This window comes from Streptomyces sp. NPDC012508, from assembly GCF_042902595.1.
Classification (GTDB): domain Bacteria; phylum Actinomycetota; class Actinomycetes; order Streptomycetales; family Streptomycetaceae; genus Streptomyces.
In genome coordinates this window covers 315,290-332,070 of sequence record NZ_JBIBEO010000002.1, presented here as the reverse complement: position 1 = coordinate 332,070, position 16,781 = coordinate 315,290, and the positions used below count along the sequence as shown (strand labels likewise).

The 16,781-nt window shown below is 72.4% G+C and carries 20 protein-coding genes and 1 pseudogene; 8 read left to right on the top strand and 13 right to left on the bottom strand.

Annotated features, from left to right (window positions below):
- Positions 1-10 precede the first annotated feature (10 nt).
- On the bottom strand, positions 11-796 hold the full coding sequence (locus ACFY8U_RS07545) for an SGNH/GDSL hydrolase family protein (protein ID WP_389566951.1): 786 nt from the start codon (positions 794-796) through the stop codon (positions 11-13).
- 163 nt (positions 797-959) lie between these two features.
- On the opposite strand from ACFY8U_RS07545, the gene ACFY8U_RS07540 reads away from it, so the two are divergent.
- A complete protein-coding gene (locus ACFY8U_RS07540) occupies positions 960-1,622 on the top strand; it encodes a class I SAM-dependent methyltransferase (RefSeq protein ID WP_389566948.1) in 663 nt (220 codons plus the stop codon).
- Between the two features lie 4 nt (positions 1,623-1,626).
- Here the strand turns inward: ACFY8U_RS07540 and ACFY8U_RS07535 are convergent, their stop codons facing one another.
- The 3 genes from ACFY8U_RS07535 to ACFY8U_RS07525 all read right to left on the bottom strand — a co-directional run bounded on the left by ACFY8U_RS07535 (position 1,627) and on the right by ACFY8U_RS07525 (position 2,919).
- Positions 1,627-2,145: an NUDIX hydrolase gene (locus ACFY8U_RS07535; protein WP_389566945.1), complete on the bottom strand. Its 519-nt coding sequence runs from the start codon at positions 2,143-2,145 to the stop codon at positions 1,627-1,629.
- Between the two features lie 61 nt (positions 2,146-2,206).
- Complete coding sequence (locus tag ACFY8U_RS07530) at positions 2,207-2,473, bottom strand: DUF3817 domain-containing protein (protein ID WP_389566942.1); 267 nt, start codon at positions 2,471-2,473, stop codon at positions 2,207-2,209.
- Positions 2,470-2,919, bottom strand: a complete 450-nt coding sequence (locus ACFY8U_RS07525) for a DUF2269 family protein (protein ID WP_389566939.1) — start codon at positions 2,917-2,919, stop codon at positions 2,470-2,472. Before ACFY8U_RS07525 ends, ACFY8U_RS07530 begins: the two co-directional genes overlap by 4 nt.
- An 83-nt stretch (positions 2,920-3,002) precedes the next feature.
- Here ACFY8U_RS07525 and ACFY8U_RS07520 point away from each other — a divergent pair, with 83 nt between their 5' ends.
- Positions 3,003-3,344, top strand: coding sequence for a helix-turn-helix transcriptional regulator (locus tag ACFY8U_RS07520; protein ID WP_361445700.1), 342 nt, complete (start codon positions 3,003-3,005; stop codon positions 3,342-3,344).
- On the top strand, positions 3,341-4,042 hold the full coding sequence (locus ACFY8U_RS07515; protein WP_389566937.1) for a permease prefix domain 1-containing protein: 702 nt from the start codon (positions 3,341-3,343) through the stop codon (positions 4,040-4,042). The genes ACFY8U_RS07520 and ACFY8U_RS07515 overlap by 4 nt, the downstream gene beginning before the upstream one ends.
- 11 nt (positions 4,043-4,053) lie before the next feature.
- Here ACFY8U_RS07515 and ACFY8U_RS07510 read toward each other — a convergent pair whose 3' ends face one another.
- Entirely contained in the window at positions 4,054-5,436 is a 1,383-nt protein-coding gene (locus ACFY8U_RS07510) for a cytochrome P450 (protein ID WP_389566934.1), read from the bottom strand.
- Between the two features lie 224 nt (positions 5,437-5,660).
- Positions 5,661-7,826 (bottom strand): RNA polymerase recycling motor ATPase HelR, encoded by a 2,166-nt coding sequence (gene helR, locus ACFY8U_RS07505; RefSeq protein WP_389568254.1) that lies wholly within the window; start codon positions 7,824-7,826, stop codon positions 5,661-5,663.
- Between the two features lie 318 nt (positions 7,827-8,144).
- Between helR and ACFY8U_RS07500 the strand changes: the two genes are divergently transcribed.
- Positions 8,145-8,579, top strand: coding sequence for a DUF5990 family protein (locus ACFY8U_RS07500; RefSeq protein WP_389566931.1), 435 nt, complete (start codon positions 8,145-8,147; stop codon positions 8,577-8,579).
- Positions 8,580-8,713: 134 nt separating this feature from the next.
- Positions 8,714-9,160, top strand: coding sequence for an SRPBCC family protein (locus ACFY8U_RS07495; RefSeq protein WP_389566928.1), 447 nt, complete (start codon positions 8,714-8,716; stop codon positions 9,158-9,160).
- 16 nt (positions 9,161-9,176) lie between these two features.
- Here ACFY8U_RS07495 and ACFY8U_RS07490 read toward each other — a convergent pair whose 3' ends face one another.
- The 4 genes and pseudogenes from ACFY8U_RS07490 to ACFY8U_RS07475 form a co-directional block, all read right to left on the bottom strand.
- On the bottom strand, positions 9,177-9,302 hold the full coding sequence (locus tag ACFY8U_RS07490) for a hypothetical protein (RefSeq protein WP_389566926.1): 126 nt from the start codon (positions 9,300-9,302) through the stop codon (positions 9,177-9,179).
- 47 nt (positions 9,303-9,349) lie between these two features.
- Positions 9,350-10,174: a right-handed parallel beta-helix repeat-containing protein gene (locus ACFY8U_RS07485; RefSeq protein WP_389566923.1), complete on the bottom strand. Its 825-nt coding sequence runs from the start codon at positions 10,172-10,174 to the stop codon at positions 9,350-9,352.
- Positions 10,175-10,258: 84 nt separating this feature from the next.
- Positions 10,259-10,366 (bottom strand): annotated as a pseudogene (locus tag ACFY8U_RS07480) (hypothetical protein); the annotation flags it as partial.
- A 92-nt stretch (positions 10,367-10,458) separates the two neighbouring features.
- Positions 10,459-11,688 carry a hypothetical protein gene (locus tag ACFY8U_RS07475; RefSeq protein ID WP_389566920.1) on the bottom strand — a complete coding sequence of 410 codons (1,230 nt, stop codon included), beginning with the start codon at positions 11,686-11,688 and terminating at the stop codon, positions 10,459-10,461.
- Positions 11,689-11,918: 230 nt separating this feature from the next.
- Between ACFY8U_RS07475 and ACFY8U_RS07470 the strand changes: the two genes are divergently transcribed.
- The gene (locus ACFY8U_RS07470; protein WP_389566917.1) at positions 11,919-12,791 is read left to right on the top strand and encodes an endo alpha-1,4 polygalactosaminidase; all 873 of its coding nucleotides are present in this window, start codon (positions 11,919-11,921) and stop codon (positions 12,789-12,791) included.
- Between the two features lie 54 nt (positions 12,792-12,845).
- On the opposite strand, the gene ACFY8U_RS07465 is transcribed toward ACFY8U_RS07470, so the two are convergent.
- The gene (locus ACFY8U_RS07465; protein ID WP_389566915.1) at positions 12,846-13,229 is read right to left on the bottom strand and encodes a hypothetical protein; all 384 of its coding nucleotides are present in this window, start codon (positions 13,227-13,229) and stop codon (positions 12,846-12,848) included.
- Positions 13,230-13,312: 83 nt separating this feature from the next.
- Between ACFY8U_RS07465 and ACFY8U_RS07460 the strand changes: the two genes are divergently transcribed.
- Positions 13,313-13,876, top strand: a complete 564-nt coding sequence (locus ACFY8U_RS07460) for a cytochrome b (protein ID WP_389566912.1) — start codon at positions 13,313-13,315, stop codon at positions 13,874-13,876.
- Between the two features lie 69 nt (positions 13,877-13,945).
- Here the strand turns inward: ACFY8U_RS07460 and ACFY8U_RS07455 are convergent, their stop codons facing one another.
- Positions 13,946-14,611 carry an HAD family acid phosphatase gene (locus ACFY8U_RS07455; protein WP_389566909.1) on the bottom strand — a complete coding sequence of 222 codons (666 nt, stop codon included), beginning with the start codon at positions 14,609-14,611 and terminating at the stop codon, positions 13,946-13,948.
- A 141-nt stretch (positions 14,612-14,752) separates the two neighbouring features.
- Positions 14,753-15,745: an AraC family transcriptional regulator gene (locus ACFY8U_RS07450; protein ID WP_389566907.1), complete on the bottom strand. Its 993-nt coding sequence runs from the start codon at positions 15,743-15,745 to the stop codon at positions 14,753-14,755.
- Between the two features lie 100 nt (positions 15,746-15,845).
- Between ACFY8U_RS07450 and ACFY8U_RS07445 the strand changes: the two genes are divergently transcribed.
- The gene (locus ACFY8U_RS07445; RefSeq protein WP_389566904.1) at positions 15,846-16,775 is read left to right on the top strand and encodes an MBL fold metallo-hydrolase; all 930 of its coding nucleotides are present in this window, start codon (positions 15,846-15,848) and stop codon (positions 16,773-16,775) included.
- Positions 16,776-16,781: the final 6 nt, after the last annotated feature.

The window sequence follows — 16,781 nt, the reverse complement described above, 5'->3', positions numbered from 1 at the left end:
CCGCCGTCCCTCACCCGGCCAGGACCGGCACCAGTTCGGGACGCTTCGCCGTGCGGCCCTCCCCTGAGGAGCGGCCGCGCAGGCGCCTTCCGATCCACGGGCCGAGGAAGCCCGCGACCCACCGCGCCTCGTCGAGCGCCCGGCGCACGCCGGACGGCGCAGGCCCCTGGCCCGCGGGCAGCGGACGGGTCCAGGCGTCGTCGCTGCCGGGAAGGCCGAGCGCGTGGGCCACCGCCGCGGCGATCCGCTCATGCCCGAGGGGACTGGCGTGCAGGCGGTCCGGGCTCCACAGCCGGGAGTCCGTCACCACCGGATGGGCGAAGGTCTCGGCGACTGCCACGCCGTGCCGCGCCGCCGCCTCACGGATGCGCTCGTTGAGCGCGAGGACGCGCGAGCCCAGCGGCCGGGCGAGCGGGATGACCCGCCCCGTGTCCGGGAACGTCACCGTCGCCACCCGTGCGCCCTGGGCGGTGAGCCGGGCGAACATCGCCTCCAGATGACCGGCCACCTCGTCCGCGTCGAACCGGGGCCTGAGCAGGTCGTTCATCCCTGCGACCACGGTGGCCACATCCGGCCGCAGCGCGAGCGCGGGGCCGAGTTGCTCGGCGTGCACCTGCCCCGCGAGACTGCCCCGTACGGCCAGGTTGGCGTAGGACAGTCCGGGGCTGGTCGCCGCCATCAGCTCGGCGAGCCGGTCGGCGCAGCCGCGCAGGCCGGTGATGTCGTCGCCGTCCCCAAGGCCTTCGGTCTGACTGTCGCCCAGGGCGACATAGCGCGTGTACGGGCCGGTGTGCATGGGCCTCTCGCTCCTCCGTGCGGCGGCGGGCCCCGAGCGGCACGCCTCGACGGTATTCAACACCGTACCTATTCAATTCCGCGACTAGGGTCCGTAACGGGCCCTCCGTATGCGGCCCCCCGGCGTCCGGTCCACTGTCAGTGGCGGCTGCCACGATCGTCGGATGACCGACCGCACAGCGGCGATCGCCGCCTACTGGGATGCCGCCGCCGCGACCTTCGACGACGAACCGGACCACGGACTGCGCGCCGGCCCCACCCGCGCCGCCTGGGCCCGGCGACTCGAGACATGGATCCCGCCCGCGCCGTCCGACGTCCTCGACATCGGATGCGGGACCGGTTCACTCGCCCTGCTCCTCGCCACGGCAGGGCATCGGGTGACGGGCTTCGACCTCGCGCCGGCGATGGTGGAACGGGCACACGCGAAGCTCGCCTCCGCCGGCCTCGAAGGCCGGTTCCTGTCCGGTGACGCGATGGCGCCGCCGACCGGTGACGAGCGCTTCGACGTCGCGCTGTCCCGGCATCTTCTGTGGACCCTGCCCGACCCCGAGGCCGCGCTGCGCGCATGGGTGAGCCGCCTGCGGCCGGGCGGGCGGCTCGTCCTCGTCGAGGGGCGCTGGCGGGAGTCGGGCCGGAGCGGTGAGCCGTATGTCGCCGGAGCCGACACACTGCCGTGGAACGGCGGCATCGGCGCCGAGGACTTGGCCGCGGCCGTCAGCCCGCTCGTCGCCCGCCTCCGTGTGGAACCCCTCGACGGAGACGCGGACGGCGACCTGTGGGGGAGGAGAGTGGACGACGAGCGGTATGCGCTGATCGCCGAGGTGTGATCCGTCAGCGTTCGCGCACCACGTGATAGCGGTGGAACGGCCCCTCCTCGATGGGCAGTTCAGGACGCCACGTCCTGAGCGCCTGGGCGGACGGCGCGAAGAGGGGCTGGGGGAGGTCGTCGAGTGCGGTCCACTCCCAGCGCCGGATCTTGTCCGGTTCCGCGACGGCCGGGGTGCCGCTGACGTCCCGTACCACCGCCACCGCCGTCAACCGGGTGAGCTCCGTCGAGGTCAGTGAGTCCAGCAGGATCCCGATGATCTCCACGTCCGCCACGCCGGCCACAAGCGTGGTCTCCTCGGCGAGTTCACGAACGGCCGCCGACTCGATGGACTCGCCCGGGTCGACCTTCCCGCCCGGCAGCTCCCACGTCCCGCCGGGATGCAGACCGAGAAGCACCCGACCGGCCCCGTCGGTCACCACGACACCGACGCCGAGGGAGGCCTGGGCGGTCGGCGGCCGCGCGTTGCGGTGGGGCGTGGGAGAGGCCGCGGGCGTGGGCGGCGGCTGGTCGGCGGGGCGCATGTCGACTCCTCGTACGGACGGCGCGGGCATGGTGTCGCCTGCCAGCCAACACCATGCCCGCCTACACGCCTTGGTGGCCGCCCCGGAGCCGGCGGAGCGCGAGCAGTCCGCCGACCCCGGGGATGAAGGCCAGCCGGCGGGCGCCCGACGCGGAGGCGCCGGGGGCGGGCCAGGCCGCCGCGACGGTGACGAGATAGGCGGTGCCGTGCAGCGGTCCGACCAGCGACGAGATCGCGGGCGTGTGCGTGGTGAGCAGGTTGGCCAGGAGGAGCACCAGGGAGGCCGCCTCCGCGGCGGCCGCGAGCCGAAGGACGCGCACCGTCGTCACGCCCCCGTGGTCGAGCCGGGCCGGACGATCATGAGGACCACGACGACCGCCCACAGGACGTTGAAGATGCCCGTGAGCATCGCCAGCCGGGCCGCCGTCGCACGCGCGGCTCCGTCGTCGGCGCTCCCCGCGGCGAAGGCCCCGTCGAGCATCCGCCGCTGGCCGGGGAGGATCGCGAGGATCAGGACGGCCGCGGCGATCGCGGTCAGCACCAGCGAGGTGAGCAGCCAGACGTCGGTGAGCACCCCGAGCTGGATCGCCGTGGCCAGCCCGAAGACCGGAACGGCGATGCCCGCGACGGCGTAGCCCCGGCAGATCCGGTGCAGCAGCGCGGCGACCGAGGAGGTCTGCCGTGCGTAGCGGGGGAACAGTGAGGCGGCCACGGTGATCGGTCCGACCACCAGAATCGCCGCGAGTACGTGTATGGACAGCAGCAGCTTGGTCACTGCGAGCCCCTCCAGCCGGTGAGCTATATGTTGGCTGCCAATAGATAGCATGTCTACCTCTCTATTGAGTAGGCTGCCTACCTATGAGGGCGGATGCGGTGCGAGGGCACCTCGACGGACTGCTGCTGGCCGTGCTGGAGCCGGGGCCGTTGCACGGGTACGCGATCATCGCTGCGGTGCAGCAGCGCAGTGGAGGAGTGCTCGACCTGCGCACGGGCACGATCTACCCGGCGCTCAACCGGCTGGAGCGCGTCGGGCTGCTGAGCAGCAGCTGGGACGCGGTCGGCGAACGCCGCCGGCGCTGCTACGAACTCACCGACGCCGGGCGCGGCGCCCTCGCGGGGGAGCGGGCGGCCTGGCGCGAGTTCACGGCGGCGATCGGCTCGGTGCTCAACCCCGCCGTCCCGCCCAGGCCCGCGACATGAGGGCTCACACGGACGCGACGGACTTCACGGACCCGACCGACCCGACCGACCCGAACGACTCCAGGGACCCGATCGACGCCTACGTCGCGGAGCTGCGGAGCGCTCTGCACGGCCCGCCACGTACGACGGCGCGCCTCGTCGAGGAGGTGCGCGGCGGACTGGCCGACACCACGGAGGCGTACGCCCGCGAAGGAACGCCCTACGAGGACGCGGTCCGCGAGGCCGTACGGGAGTTCGGCACGCCCGCCGAGCTCGCGCCCGCCTTCCAGCGCGAACTGACGATCGCCCAGGCCCGCCACACCGCCCGATCCGTCGTCCTCGCGGCCCCGCTGCTCCTCGCCTGCTGGTACACCCTCGTCGCCGCGGGGACCGGGCACGACGGGCTACTGCCGCGCACGGCCCAGCTGTTGGCCGCCGTCGCGGGCGTCGCCGCCCTGCTCGCCGCGACCGCACTCGCGGCCACGGGAACCACCGCCCGCCGCCTGCCCACGCCGCACCGACTCCCGCTCCTCGTCGCCTGGACGGGCACGACGGCCACGGTGTCCATGGCGCTGGCCGCCCTCTCGCTGGCCGTCGCCGCCTTCATGACGGCCCAATGGCCCCTGATCGCCCTGGCGTGCACTCTCGCCGCGGCCTCCCACGCCCTGACCGCCTCCTCGGCCCGCGCCTGCCGCCGCTGCGCCCGGCTGTCCGTCTGACCCACCGGGCCTCAGGCCCCGGTGGGCAGGCCGTCGCTCACCCGCACCTCCAGCGGCGCGCGGAACGAGAGAAGGTCCAGGACGGGCGGAGGCGGCGCACCCGGGGTGAGGTGGAGGTCCGGGAGACGGCCTGCCGCCGCCTTGAGGGCGACCGCGGCCTCCGTACGCGCCAGGGACGCGCCCGGACAGCGGTGCCGGCCCGCCCCGAAGGACAGGTGGTGGCGGACGTTGGCACGGGAGGGGAGCAGCCGGTCCGGGGCGTCGAAGACCTCCGTGTCGGAGCCGCTTCCCATGAGCATCAGCAGCAACTCGGCGCCGCCGGGGAGCCGTACGCCACCCAGCTCCACCGGTCCCGCCGTCACCCGGCGCCAGGTCGTCACCGGCGGCTCGCGGCGCAGCACCTCCTCGACCCACGCCTCGGCGAGGCCCTCCTCGTGCGCCAGGCGCCGCCACAGCCCGGGTTCGGCGAGCGCGGTGCGCAGCACCGTGGCGATGAGCTGGCCGGTGGTGGACTGCCCGGCGATGAACACGAAGAAGCACGCCCCGACCGCCGTCTGCACGTCCACCGTCTCGCCGTCCGGCAGACGGTGACGGGAGAGCGCTCCGACGAAGCTGTCCGGCGTGGCCGCCCGGTCGGCGACGACCGACGTCAGCCACTGGTGGAACTCGCCGACGAGCACGGCGAGTTCGAGCTGCCGCTCCGGCGACGGCCGCCCGTAGAAGAGCTCCAGCGAAGCGTCGCTCCAGCGCACGAGAGTCACCGGGTCGAGACCGTCGATCCCCAGGAGCTCCATCATGACCCGGCAGGGCAGGGTGTGCGCGAACGCGCCGAAGAGGTCGCTGTGACCCCGTTCGTCGAGCTCCGCCCGTACGGCGTCCAGGAGTTCGCCAGCGACGTGCCCGATCACCGGCACCGCCGCCGCGACCCGCTGGGCGTTGAAGAACCGCGTGACCACGCGGCGCAGGCCGGCGTGGCTCTCGGTGGCGTTGTTGGCCAGGGCCGGCCTGAGCCGGAACCCCGCGCGGGCGAGCAGCCGGAGCGCGGGAACAGTCAGCGGGGTGACCGCGTGCTGGGCGTTGTCCGGCCGGAACGCCTCCGGATCGAGCAGCACCCGGCGGATGTCCTCGTACCGGCTGACCAGCCACAGTCCGGTGGCGGCGTCGTGATGGACCGGGGCCTCGGTCCGCAGCGCGTCCAGCCAGGGGTAGGGGTCGGAGACGAAGTCCTCACCGAACAGATCGAGCAGCGGGATCCGGTCGACCGAAGCGATCGGGTCGATCGCATCAGGCAGCGGGCTCGGGGAGAGGGCGGTGCCGATCGCCCCACCGTACGGGCAGGGGCCGGGCGGACCCGTCGGGGAGGCGGGCCCGGGCCCGCGGAGGGCGGATGTCACGCTCGCGGACGCTAGCACGCGGGCGTACCCCTACCGGCCGGTCTGTGCGACGGATCACGCGGGGATCCGCGCAGGCCAGAGGCAGTGCCACGGCAGAGGGCGCCGGTCCCGCGCACCGCGGGGCCGACGCCCTGACCGTCATGCCTGGAGACTCACCGCGCCCGGCCCGGCCCGGCGCCGTCGACACCCTCCCGAGGCGCGGATCAGGCGCGGGTCAGGCCGGCTCAGGAGCTCGTCAGGACGACCAGCCGCTGGGTCGCCCGGGTCATCGCGACATAGCGGTCCACCGCTCCTTCGATTCCCGTGCCGAACGCCTCCGGGTCGACGAGGACGACCAGGTCGAACTCGAGACCCTTCGACAGCCCAGGGGTCAGCGAGCGGACGCGGGACGTCTCCTGGAACGCGGGATCGCCGATGACACAAGCGGTCCCTTCGGCGTGTGCCGCCAGCCACTCGTCGAGGATCGCGTCACGATCCGCGACGGATCCGTGGACGACGGGCACGCCGCTGCTGCGGACGGAGGTCGGCACGTTGGCGTCCGGGAGCTCGGCCCGGATCGCCGGCTCGGCCTCCGCCATGACCTCCTCGGGCGTCCGGTAGTTGATGCCCAGGGAGGCCACCTCGATCCGGTCGAGCCCGACCCGCTCCAGCCGCTCCTCCCACGACTCGGTGAATCCGTGCCGGGCCTGCGCACGGTCACCGACGATGGTGAAGCTCCGGGACGGGCAGCGCAGGAGCAGCATCTGCCACTCCGCGTCGGTCAGTTCCTGGGCCTCGTCCACGACGATGTGCGCGAACGGCCCGGCGAGCAGGTCCCGGTCCGTGCCGGGCAGCGCGCTCTCGTCGATCAGGCTGTTCTGCAGGTCCTTTCCGCGCAGCATCCTCACCGCGCCCTCGCTCTCGTCACCGGCCTGGTCGATGTCGGCGGTCGTGATGATCTCGTCGATCACGCGGGCCATGCGCTCCCGCTCGGCGGAGACCGCGGCGTGGTGCTGCCGCTTGCGCCGCGCCGCCTCGGGGTCGCCGAGCCGCTGCCGCGCCGCGTCCAGCAGCGGCAGGTCGGACACCGTCCAGGCCTGGGCGTGCTTGCGCCGCAGCTTCCGGACGTCGTCGGCGCCGAGCCAGGGAGCGCACATGCGCAAGTAGGCGGGGACGGACCACAGATCCCCGACGAGGTCGGTCGCCTCGAGCAGCGGCCACGCGCCATGGAGGGTGTCGGCCAGCTCCCTGTCGTTGCGGAGCGACCTCTCGAACACCTCGGGCGAGACGTCCCCGTCCAGCTTGGCCAGCAGGATCGTGGCCAGCTCCGCCCAGATCAGGTCCCGCGCCTCGTTGTGCGGGGTGCCCGGATCCGGTGCCGCGAACGCCTCGGCCCAGTCGTCGGCGCTCAGCCAGAAGTCGCCCCAGTCGGTCGTGACGTCCATTCCCTCCGTGGGCGGCTCCTCGTAGAACCTGACGGCCTTCTCGATCGCCTTCACCATGTCCGCGGAGGACTTCAGACGGGCCACCTCCGGGTCGGCCTCGGCCGCCGCCACGGCCCCCTCTGCGACGAGGTCCCGCACGGTGCAGGTCTGCACACCTTCCTCACCGAGGCTGGGAAGCACGTCCTCGACGTAGGCGAGGTACGGCTGGTGCGGACCGACGAACAGCACGCCGCCGCGGCGATGACCGAGACGCGGGTCGGAGTAGAGGAGGTGGGCGGTCCGGTGGAGGGCCACGACCGTCTTGCCCGTACCGGGACCGCCGTCGACGACGAGCGCGCCGCGCGATCCCGCCCGGATGATGGCGTCCTGGTCCGCCTGGATCGTGGCCAGCACGTCACGCATCCGTGGCGACCGGGTCGCGCCCAGGCTGGCGATGAAGGCGGACTGGTCGTCGAGCGCGGCGTGCCCTTCGAGCCCGTCGGCGGTGAACACCTCGTCCCAGTAGTCGCTGATCCGGCCGTGGGACCAGCGGTACCGGCGGCGGCTCGCCAGACCCATCGGGTCGGCGTGCGTCGCCGCGAAGAACGGCTCGGCCGCGGGGGAACGCCAGTCGAGCAGCAGTCGGCGCCCCTCGCTGTCGGTGAGGCCGAGGCGTCCGATGTACACGGGATCGGGGTCGTCCGCGGCGACGACGTGGCCGAGGCACAGGTCGAGACCGAAGCGGCGCAGGGTGCGCAGGCGGTTGGTCAGCCGGTGGATCTCGGCGTCCCGGTCCATCGCCTCGCGGCCGACGCCACCGGGCGCCCTGCGCGTGGCGTCGAGGCGCTCGGACAGTTCGGCGATCGTCTGCTCCAGGCTCTCCGCGATCGCCACGAAGTGCTGCTCGTCGCGGCCGATGAGGGCCGCGTCGGCCTTGGAGGAAAGGTGGCCGGGAAGATCGAACGCACTGGTGGTCAGGGCGGTCACACGCACTGGGTGAATCTCCTATATCCGCAGGTGGCTGGCCTAGATGGGCGATTGTGCGGGATGACCGGGGCCTTGCCGCAAGCCCCCCTGTGCGCTATAAGTTGAGAGTGGCAAGGAGTGAGTACACCTCCTCGTCCCCCCGCCCGCAGTGCTCGGGCACACCCCTCCCCCTCCTTCGCGCATGACGATCGATGATCATCGCCTCGACGGGCGTGCCCTACGATGAGCGCGGGAGGTCGAGAGCCGATGGTGACACCACAGCGCGGCGGACCGGGAGGGGCCCCGGGACCTCTCCGGGGCCGGCCTGGTGGGCACGGAGTGAGCGACAGGACGGCGCTGTCTCTGCGCATCGTCGGCGGCGAGCTGCCCGGACGTGCCTGCGGCGACTACCAGGACGTCCATGTCGCGGTGCAGCGCGGGCGCGAGCCGGAAGGCGCCGTGCCGGCGGACGCGGCCGAAGCGGCATGGGAGTTCACCGTCGAGACGCTGCTCGCACCGGACGGGACGCTGGACTTCCGCGGCCCGTACGTCCACGGCCGGCGCGGCGCACGCTTCCTCTACCTCACCTGGGGCGAGGTGCCGCCCGGGGGAGCGTTCACGATGTTCCGCCGGGCCAAACTCTTCCTCGACGACCTCCCCACCGAGGTCGTCGAGCGAGGCTCGGCCGAAGCCCGCCTCGGTCTCACCGACGCCTGCGGCATGCCGCTCTGCGCCGCGGTCCGTCCGCCTCGCATCCGGTGGACGGCACGCTGATCGGGCGTCACCCGGCAGGCGCCATCCGGTCCGCGCATCGACAGGCCTCACTCGCCCGGCGGTTCCGGAGCGCGGGGCGGGATCCCTTCCCGTACGCTCGCCGACAGGCGGCGAAGACACCAGGGAGTGGGCTCATGTCCGGACAGTTCGAGGCGACGACGGACGTGAACCGTCCCATCGACGAGGTCTTCGCGTTCCTCGCCGACGGCCGCAACGACCCGAAGTTCAGCCCCCGCGTGCAGAGGATCGAGCGCGTCCCCGACACGCCGACGGCCGTGGGCACCGTTTTCCGCAGCACGGTGAAGGACGCCGGGATGAAGACGGCGCGCGAGTTCCGCATCACCGAGTTCGACGCACCGCACCGGATTCGCTGGGCCGAGATCTCGAAGAACATCGTGACGGCCGCCCAGGGCGGCTACGACCTCGAGCCCCTCCCGGAAGGCGGAACGCGGGTCAGGATCTTCAACGTCCTGGAGGGCCACGGACTCGGCAAGCTCCTCGTCGGCATCGCCCTCGGAGCCGCCCGCAAGGACGCCGACGCGTTCGGCCGCCGCATCAAGGCGGCGGTGGAAGCGTCGTAACCGGCCCACCCGACACTCAGGGCGTGACGGGGACGTTCGTCAGGCCGCTGCGGGCGTTCGTCACCGTGTTGGACCCGTACACGACGTTCGGGTCGGCGGTGCACTTCGACGTCGAGCTGATCTTGACGGCGTACGCACCCACACCACCCAGGTCCGAGCGGTTGCCGCGCCACACATTGCCGCAGCCGTTCAGGAACGACGGGGTGGTCGACGGGTTGTGGGTCTCGTACCCGTTCGCGAACGTGCCGGGCGAGGAGAACGTCCCGGTGTTGTCTCGATCAGATAGCCGACGCCTTTGGCGTCCACCCACGAATCGGCCGAGTAGGAGCCGCTGATCCCGGTCCCGTCGAAGGTGTTCCCGCGGATCACCCCGTCGAAGGTGCCCTCCTTGATGTCGATGTGCTCCGCCGCGACCGACGGGCCGATGTTGTTCAGCACCTGCACACGGTCCGAGCGGTCCACACCGCCCTGGTTGCCGTGGCAGCTCCAGTTGGAGCCGGCCGAGCCGATGTAGACCGCCTCGCCGTAACCGGCCTGGACCAGACCCGTGTGGGTGATCGTCGAGTTCTTGATGACGCCGTCGGCCGAGGACCGCCGGAAGTGCACCGCTTCCTCGTCGACATGGTGCACGGACAGCCCGTCCATCGTCACATGCGGGGAGTTGTCGAGGATCACGCCTTTCTTCGACTCCTTCACCGTGAAGCCGTTCAGCTTCCAGTACGGGGCGCCGTACAGCCACAGCCCGTAGCCGGAATCCCAGCCGCCCGTCGGAGCCGGGCAGGACGGGGCCGTACCCGACGGGCCGTCGTTGACGAGCACGGCGCTCGACGGGCCGGTCAACGTGATCGGCGCGGAAGCCGTGCCCGCCTTCTGCGTCACGAACGAGCCCCTGTACTCGCCTGCGGCCAGCCGGATCGTCTGCCCCGGCTGGGCGTTCGCCAGCGCGCTCCGCAACTGCGCGGCCGTGGACACGTCGACGACCGGCCCACCGCCGCCTCCCGACTCGGTGGTCACGCCGAGGGAGTTGCTCGCGGCGGAGACGTTCCCCGCCGCGTCCCGTGCCGTGCCGGTGTAGCCGTACGACGTCGAGGCCGTGAGCCCGGTGTCGGTGTACGCGGTCGACGAGGTGCTCCCGACCTTCGTACCGCCCCGGAAGACGTCGTACCCGGTGACCGCGACGTCGTCCGTGGACGCGTTCCACGCCAGCGAGACGCTGTTCGCCGTGGTGGCGGTGGACCGCAGCCCGCCCGGGGCGCTCGGCGCCTCGGTGTCGCCGGGGCCCGGGGCACCGGTCGACTTCAGGAAGAGTGAGCCGGAGGTGTCCGTCCTCGTGGGAACCGTCGAAGGACGACTCCTGCACCTGGATGTTCTTGGCGCTCTCGGTGACGACCGCGTGGGAGCCGGTCATCCGGGTCCCGACCCGCCGGATCCAGACGTCGGCGGCCCACTTCAGGACGATGCCGTGCTGTGCGTACTCCGGGGCGATGTTGCCGAAGTTCGTCCTGGCGTCGTCCGGTGTGACGTCGTACTCCCAGCTTGGGCATTCCGTCGAGTTCCTGGGTGATGCCGAGGTCCTCGATGCCGACACCCTGGACCACCTTGAGGGGAGTGACGCGGCTCGGGTAGACGGTTCCGCCGATCGCGGGCGAGCCGTCGGACGTCGAGTTGAGCGGCAGGTCGTACTCGAGCGGCTTGTCGAGCGTCAGGTCCTTGCCGGCGGCGTCCACGGCGGCGATCTGGAAGATCTGCTGCGGCATATGCTGGTTCACGTACTTGGACGAGTCGCCGACCGTCTGCTGCTGGTAGAACTTCGCCGAGTTCGCCGCGCCGACCCAGAGATGGGCGCCGACCTTGAAGCGCGCCATGTCGGCGTTGGTGGCGAGCCTGATCTGCGTGGAGCCGAGCGCCGAGCCCTCGCGCAGGGCGACCCCGCTCGCCCAGTGCTGGTTGACGCTGCCTTCGAAGATGTCCTTGCGGTTGGCCGGCGCGGAGGCGTGGTCGCTCGCGTACTTCGGAGAGACCTCGCGCGTCTGGACGCGGAGCAGGCCGCGGCCGGGCCAGGTCCAGCCGCCCTTTCCGGCTCCGTGGGTCATCCCGTCCTCGTCCCAGTCACTGCCGTCGGCGGTGAGGGTGTCGTACCGGGTGACGGCGTCGGGCCGGAAAGCGAGCGTGGTCTGCCCCATGCCCATACCGCGGAGCACCATGTAGTCGGCGTCCAGGGCGAGTTGGCGCGTGATGACGATCCGGCCGGCCGGCAGGGTGATCGAGGACAGCTTGGTGTAGCCGGCCGACGGGGTGCAGCTGGTCCTGATCGCGTCGACGGCCCGCTGGAGGCCCGCCGTGGCGTCGCTGCCGTCGGTGCGCACGCCGTACTGGGAGGCGAGCTCCTGCGCCGTGATGTGACAGGCCGCGTCGGGGTTGGCTTCGGCGGGGCCGGGGAGCGCGGAGCCCCCTCGGTATCCGGCCTTGCTCCAGTCGGGCAGGCCCGCCATGGGCGCCCGGCGGTTCGCGCTGGTCAGGTCGGGCATCGCGGAGGCGGGAGCGGAGGCGGGATCGAGGGCGGAGGCGGGAGCGGAGGCGGCGACTTATGTTCAGATATGTGAGTGGCGGGTGCAGGTGAAACGCGCTCAGACGTTCTCGGGCCGTTCTCGTGGCATCCGGCAGGCCGATGCGGGCCGGACCGGAACGCGCCCGTACCGTAGGACTCGCGGGCGGCCGTGCGCCGCCCCGAGGACACGATGACCAGGAGCCCCGCACCGTGATCGCCCGCGCATCCCGCCCCCTTCGCAGCGCGCTGTCGGCCCTTGCTCTGGTCGGCGTCCTCGCCGCCTCGGCGGCCGGCTGCGTGTCGTCCGGTGACGGAGGTGACGGCGACTCCGCCCCTTCCTCCCCGCCCCGCTCATCCGCCGGTGCGGTCGTCCCGCCCGAGCCCCACGTCGGATTCGACTACCAGATCGGCGGCCCCTATCCGCCGCCCCCAGGAGTCGGAGCGGTCTCCCGCGACCGCACGGCGAAGCCGGCGGACGGGCTCTACAACATCTGCTACGTCAATGCCTTCCAGGCCCAACCGGACGCCACCGACTGGTGGGAGGAGAACCACCCCGACCTCATCCTCCGGACTGCCGCAGGCGACCCGGTCGTCGACCAGGACTGGGACGAGGCCCTGTTCGACGTCTCCACACCGGCCAAGCGCGAGCGGCTCGCCGGGATCGTCGGTGCATGGATCGACGGTTGCGCCACCGCCGGCTACCAGGCGGTCGAGGCGGACAACCTCGACTCGTACGAGCGCTCCCAAGGCCGTCTCACGCCCGAACACGACCTCGCCTTCGCCCGGCTGCTCGTCGCCCGCGCCCACGCGGCCGGACTCGCGATCGGGCAGAAGAACGCCGCCGATCTCGCGCAGCAGGGCCGGAAGCTCGGCTTCGATTTCGCGGTCGCGGAGGAATGCGGCCAGTACGACGAGTGCGAGGCGTACGCCACCGCCTTCGACAACCGGGTACTCGTCATCGAGTACGAGCCCGAGGGCCTTTCGCGGGCCTGCGGGCGCTGGGGCGAGACCCTCTCCATCGTTCTGCGCGACACCGATGTCCGCCCCGCGGGCCGAACCGGCTACGTCCGCGCGACCTGCTGACGGGCCGGAGCGGGGCGGCCGGGGCAGGGCGGCCGGGCACGACCCCCGTACCGGTCACGGTGCGAGCATGCTTCGGGCCGCCGCCCGCACGTCAGGATCGACGTCCGACGCCAGCGCCGCGCAGAGCGCGTCCAACCGCTCCTCGTCTTCGTCGGACTGAAGGCACACGTTGAGGATCGCGGCGCGCAGGTGGTCGCCGGCGTCGCCGTCCGCGACGGCGTCGGCCGCCAGGACCAGGCGCAGGCCGACGACGTCCCACCGCTCGAGCAGCGCCTCGGCCGTCTCCTGGGTGACGTACGTGTCGTGATCGTCCAGGAGCAGCAGCCGCAGCACCGCGGCCACGACGGCGTCCTCGGCGTACGGCGCCAGACGCCGGCCGGCGGCGGCCCTGACCGCCCACGACGGCGAGGCGGCATCACTGATCAGGGCGTCGGGCATGCGCCCACTCTGGCACACACGTCTGACACACCTCGCGTAGCGGTTTCTGGGTTCGAACAGGCCGCCGATGCCAGACTGCGGGGATGACGACGCCACCGCAGGAGCCGGTGAGACTGCGCAACGGACCATGGGGCTACGGCCTCGTCACCAAGGTGCTGCACTGGTCGACCGCCGCGGCGATGGCCGCGCAGTTCACGATCGGCTACCTGCTCGCGGACGTCTCCAGCGGCCACGGGCGCGGGCGGGGCCAGGGGTCGGGCAGCGGGCACGGCCGGGGCAGAGGCGGGGAGTACGACGCCTTCGGCGACGACCCCCTCTTCACCGCACACGTTCTGCTCGGCCTCACCGTTCTCGCCCTCGGGCTGCTCCGGCTCGGCTGGCGGATCGCGACGCCACTCCCGCCGTGGGCGCCCACGCTCAGCCCCTTCGAACGGAGCCTGGCCCACTGGACGGAGTACGCGCTGCTCGCCCTCACCCTCGTCGTGCCGGCGAGCGGCCTCTGGCTCCTCGCCTCGGGCGATGACGACCTGCTCGGCGTACACATCACCGCTCACGTGCTCTTCTTCGCAGCGCTCGCGCTGCACGTCGGGCTCGTGGCGCGCCATCAGCTCTTCGTCCGGGACCGGCTGCTCGGTCGGATGCTGTGACCCCGGGCAGGGGTGCGCCCCCGGACCTGGCACCCGCGTGAGCGGGCGGGGCCGGGGGCGCGGGCGGAGTCAGGAGAGCTTGCCGTCGTAGTCCGGCAGCTTGAACGTCCGCTCGGCGTGACCGCCGACGAAGTCGGTGGGCCGGTTGCCGATGTTCGCGATGATCGTGTAGCCGCGTGCCTCGATCTCGGCGCGCTTGGCCGTCTTGTACGTGCTCACCTCTTCGAAGAGGTCGGGCAGGCTGCGCACGTACAGCCCGGACACGGGGTACCCCACGGCCTTCAGGTTGTACTGGGTGAGCGCGTGGATGATGCCGGGGCGCGCGGTGACGAAGAAGACGGCCACACCGCGGGAGTGCGCGTAGCGGGCGAGGTCGCGGACGTCCTGCACGGCCGGGGTCGGCAGGTGCAGGAAGAAGTGGAAGTCCGTCTCCAGCGAGGTGTTGTCGATGTCGAGGACGATCGCCTGCTTCGCGCCGCCGGGGTTCGCGCTGCGCTCCTCGATGTACGGCCGGGCCTGGTCGACGACCGCCTTGACGTCGCGCCGCCAGGTGCCGTAGTCGACACCGGCGAGGTCGGCGACCCCGCCCGTGGACGCGGCGGTCACGGCGACGGGAGCCGCGGACGGCGCGGATGCCGCGGGCGCGGCCATGGCCGTGGCCGGGGAGGCGAACAGGATGCCGACTGCCGCGGCGGCGGACAGGGCCGTTCTGACGCGGAGGGTGTGGCGATGCATGTGGGGGGTCTCCTGTGGACGGCGGCGCGCCCGGGAGGACGTGCCGGGACGAACACGACGGTTTGGCGTGTTCGCGACTAGATTCATGCCTGCGCGACGCCATGTCTACCGGTCGGTAGGAAATTCCTCGTTCACACGCGGTTAACGCACAACTCCCTTCCCCCGCACGGGACCTGCACCTCGCCCGGCCCCCTCGTCCGGCTGTCGCTCGCCGCCGGCCACCGCCCGTGCCCGGTACCGCCCCGGAGTCGTACCGAATTCGCGGCTGAAGGCGTGCGAGAGCGCGTACGGCGTCCCGTAGCCGACACGGCGGGCGATCGCGGCCAGGGAGTCCTGGGTGTCGCGCAACGCCGTGGCGGCCAGGGTCAGCCGCCACCAGGTGAGGTACGCCATCGGCGGTCGGCCCACCAGCGACGTGAAGCGGCGCGCCAGAGTGGGCCGCGAGACCCCCGCCTCCGCGGCCAGCCGGTCGTTGGTCCACGCGGCGGCCGGGTCTGCGTGCAGCGCACGCAGCGCGGCGGCCGTCACGGGGTCGCCCAGGACCGCCGACCACGCACCACCGCTGCCCAGAGCCACCCAGGCCCGGATCATGTATACGAGCAGCAGGTCGACCAGGCTCGGCACGGCGATCCCGGACCCGGGACGCCCCGCGGTCAGCTCGCCGCCCAGCAGATCGATGGCGGCGCGCAGTTCGGGATGGTCCCCCACCCGGTTCGGCAGATGGACGACGGTGGGCAGCTCCGCCATGAGGGGGTGGACGCGGCTGTGGTCGAGGAGGTACTTGCCGCACAGCAGCTCCACCCCTCCTGGCGCGGACGGGGCCGGTCGGCGCGGGCCCGGCGGGCCGCCCGTCCAGCGCTCGAAGGGCATCGCCCGCGCGACGGTCGCCTCGTCGGCTGGGGAGTCGGCGATCACATGCCCCGTACCGTGCGGCAGCAGCACCGCGTCCCCGACACCGAGCGAGACCGGTGAACCGCCGTCAGGAAGCAGCCAGCAGCCTCCCTCCAGCACCACATGGAAGCCCGCGCCGTCGTACGGAGCGAACCGCGCGCACCAACTCCCGCTCACCCGCACCCGGTCGGACGCCGCCTGCCCCATCCGTACGGTCGCGATCGCGTCGCTCACCACATCCATGGCGACACGGTATCTCCGGCATCATGCATGAGACGTATGCGTATCCACAGGAGCAGAACACGCATTGAGAGCCTCACCGAGGCTCCCTAGGGTCGAGGGCATGAACACCACGCAGAGCCCGCAGCGCATGATGCTGGGAGACGTCGAGGTCATCCGGATCGTCGAATGGCGAGGCGCGTTCGCCCCGGCCCGCGGCCTGGTCCCCGAGTCCGGAACCGACCTGTGGCGCGCCAACGAGGAGTGGCTCGCCCCGGACCACTGGGATCCGGACACCGACAGCGCCGTAATGGCGCTCCAGACCTGGGTCCTCCGCAGCGCCGGACGGACCGTCCTGATCGACACCGGAGTGGGCAACGGGCGCGAGCGGCCCGGCTCGCCCGCGTTCCACCACTGGCAGGGCGACTTCCTGGGAGGCCTGGCACGCGCCGGCATCCGGCCCGAGGACGTCGACATCGTCGTCAACACCCACATCCACGCCGACCACGTCGGCTGGAACACCACCGATGCCGAGGGCGAGTGGGTCCCGACCTTCCCTCACGCGCGGTACCTCGTCCCGGCCGCCGACGACGTCCACTTCGGCCCGGACAACATCCAGGGGAGCGGGCGGCACCCCGACGACCGGCTCGTGTACGAGGACAGCATCGCGCCCGTGCACCGTTCCGGCCAGGCCGTCCTGTGGGACGGCACGCACCGGATCGACGAGCACCTCACCCTGGAATCCGCGCCCGGCCACACCCCCGGCTCCGCCGTGCTGCGGCTCGCGTCCGGTGTCGACCGTGCGGTCTTCGTCGGCGACCTCCTGCACAGCCCGGTGCAGATCCTCAGCCCGTCCTGCAACAGCTGCTTCTGCCTGGACCCGGCGGCGGCCGTCACCAGCCGCCGACGGATCCTCGAACGAGCCGCCACCGAACGGGAACTGGTCGTCCCCGCCCACTTCAACGGCACGGGCATCGTGGAGGTCCGACGGGAAGCGGGCGCCCTCACCGTCGGACGATGGCCCACCGGCGGCGGGCCGGCCGTCCCTGCGTAACGAGGC

Bases quoted from the DNA above. Each gene is read 5' to 3' on its own strand.
- ACFY8U_RS07465 (WP_389566915.1), bottom strand. From the start codon at position 13,229: ATGCCCGACGCCCTGATCAGTGATGCCGCCTCGCCGTCGTGGGCGGTC.
- ACFY8U_RS07445 (WP_389566904.1), top strand. From the start codon at position 15,846: ATGAACACCACGCAGAGCCCGCAGCGCATGATGCTGGGAGACGTCGAG.
- ACFY8U_RS07455 (WP_389566909.1), bottom strand. From the start codon at position 14,611: ATGCATCGCCACACCCTCCGCGTCAGAACGGCCCTGTCCGCCGCCGCG.
- ACFY8U_RS07535 (WP_389566945.1), bottom strand. From the start codon at position 2,145: ATGCGCCCCGCCGACCAGCCGCCGCCCACGCCCGCGGCCTCTCCCACG.
- ACFY8U_RS07460 (WP_389566912.1), top strand. From the start codon at position 13,313: ATGACGACGCCACCGCAGGAGCCGGTGAGACTGCGCAACGGACCATGG.
- ACFY8U_RS07520 (WP_361445700.1), top strand. From the start codon at position 3,003: ATGAGGGCGGATGCGGTGCGAGGGCACCTCGACGGACTGCTGCTGGCC.
- ACFY8U_RS07515 (WP_389566937.1), top strand. From the start codon at position 3,341: ATGAGGGCTCACACGGACGCGACGGACTTCACGGACCCGACCGACCCG.
- ACFY8U_RS07540 (WP_389566948.1), top strand. From the start codon at position 960: ATGACCGACCGCACAGCGGCGATCGCCGCCTACTGGGATGCCGCCGCC.
- ACFY8U_RS07545 (WP_389566951.1), bottom strand. From the start codon at position 796: ATGCACACCGGCCCGTACACGCGCTATGTCGCCCTGGGCGACAGTCAG.
- ACFY8U_RS07475 (WP_389566920.1), bottom strand. From the start codon at position 11,688: ATGCCCGACCTGACCAGCGCGAACCGCCGGGCGCCCATGGCGGGCCTG.
- ACFY8U_RS07495 (WP_389566928.1), top strand. From the start codon at position 8,714: ATGTCCGGACAGTTCGAGGCGACGACGGACGTGAACCGTCCCATCGAC.
- ACFY8U_RS07450 (WP_389566907.1), bottom strand. From the start codon at position 15,745: ATGGATGTGGTGAGCGACGCGATCGCGACCGTACGGATGGGGCAGGCG.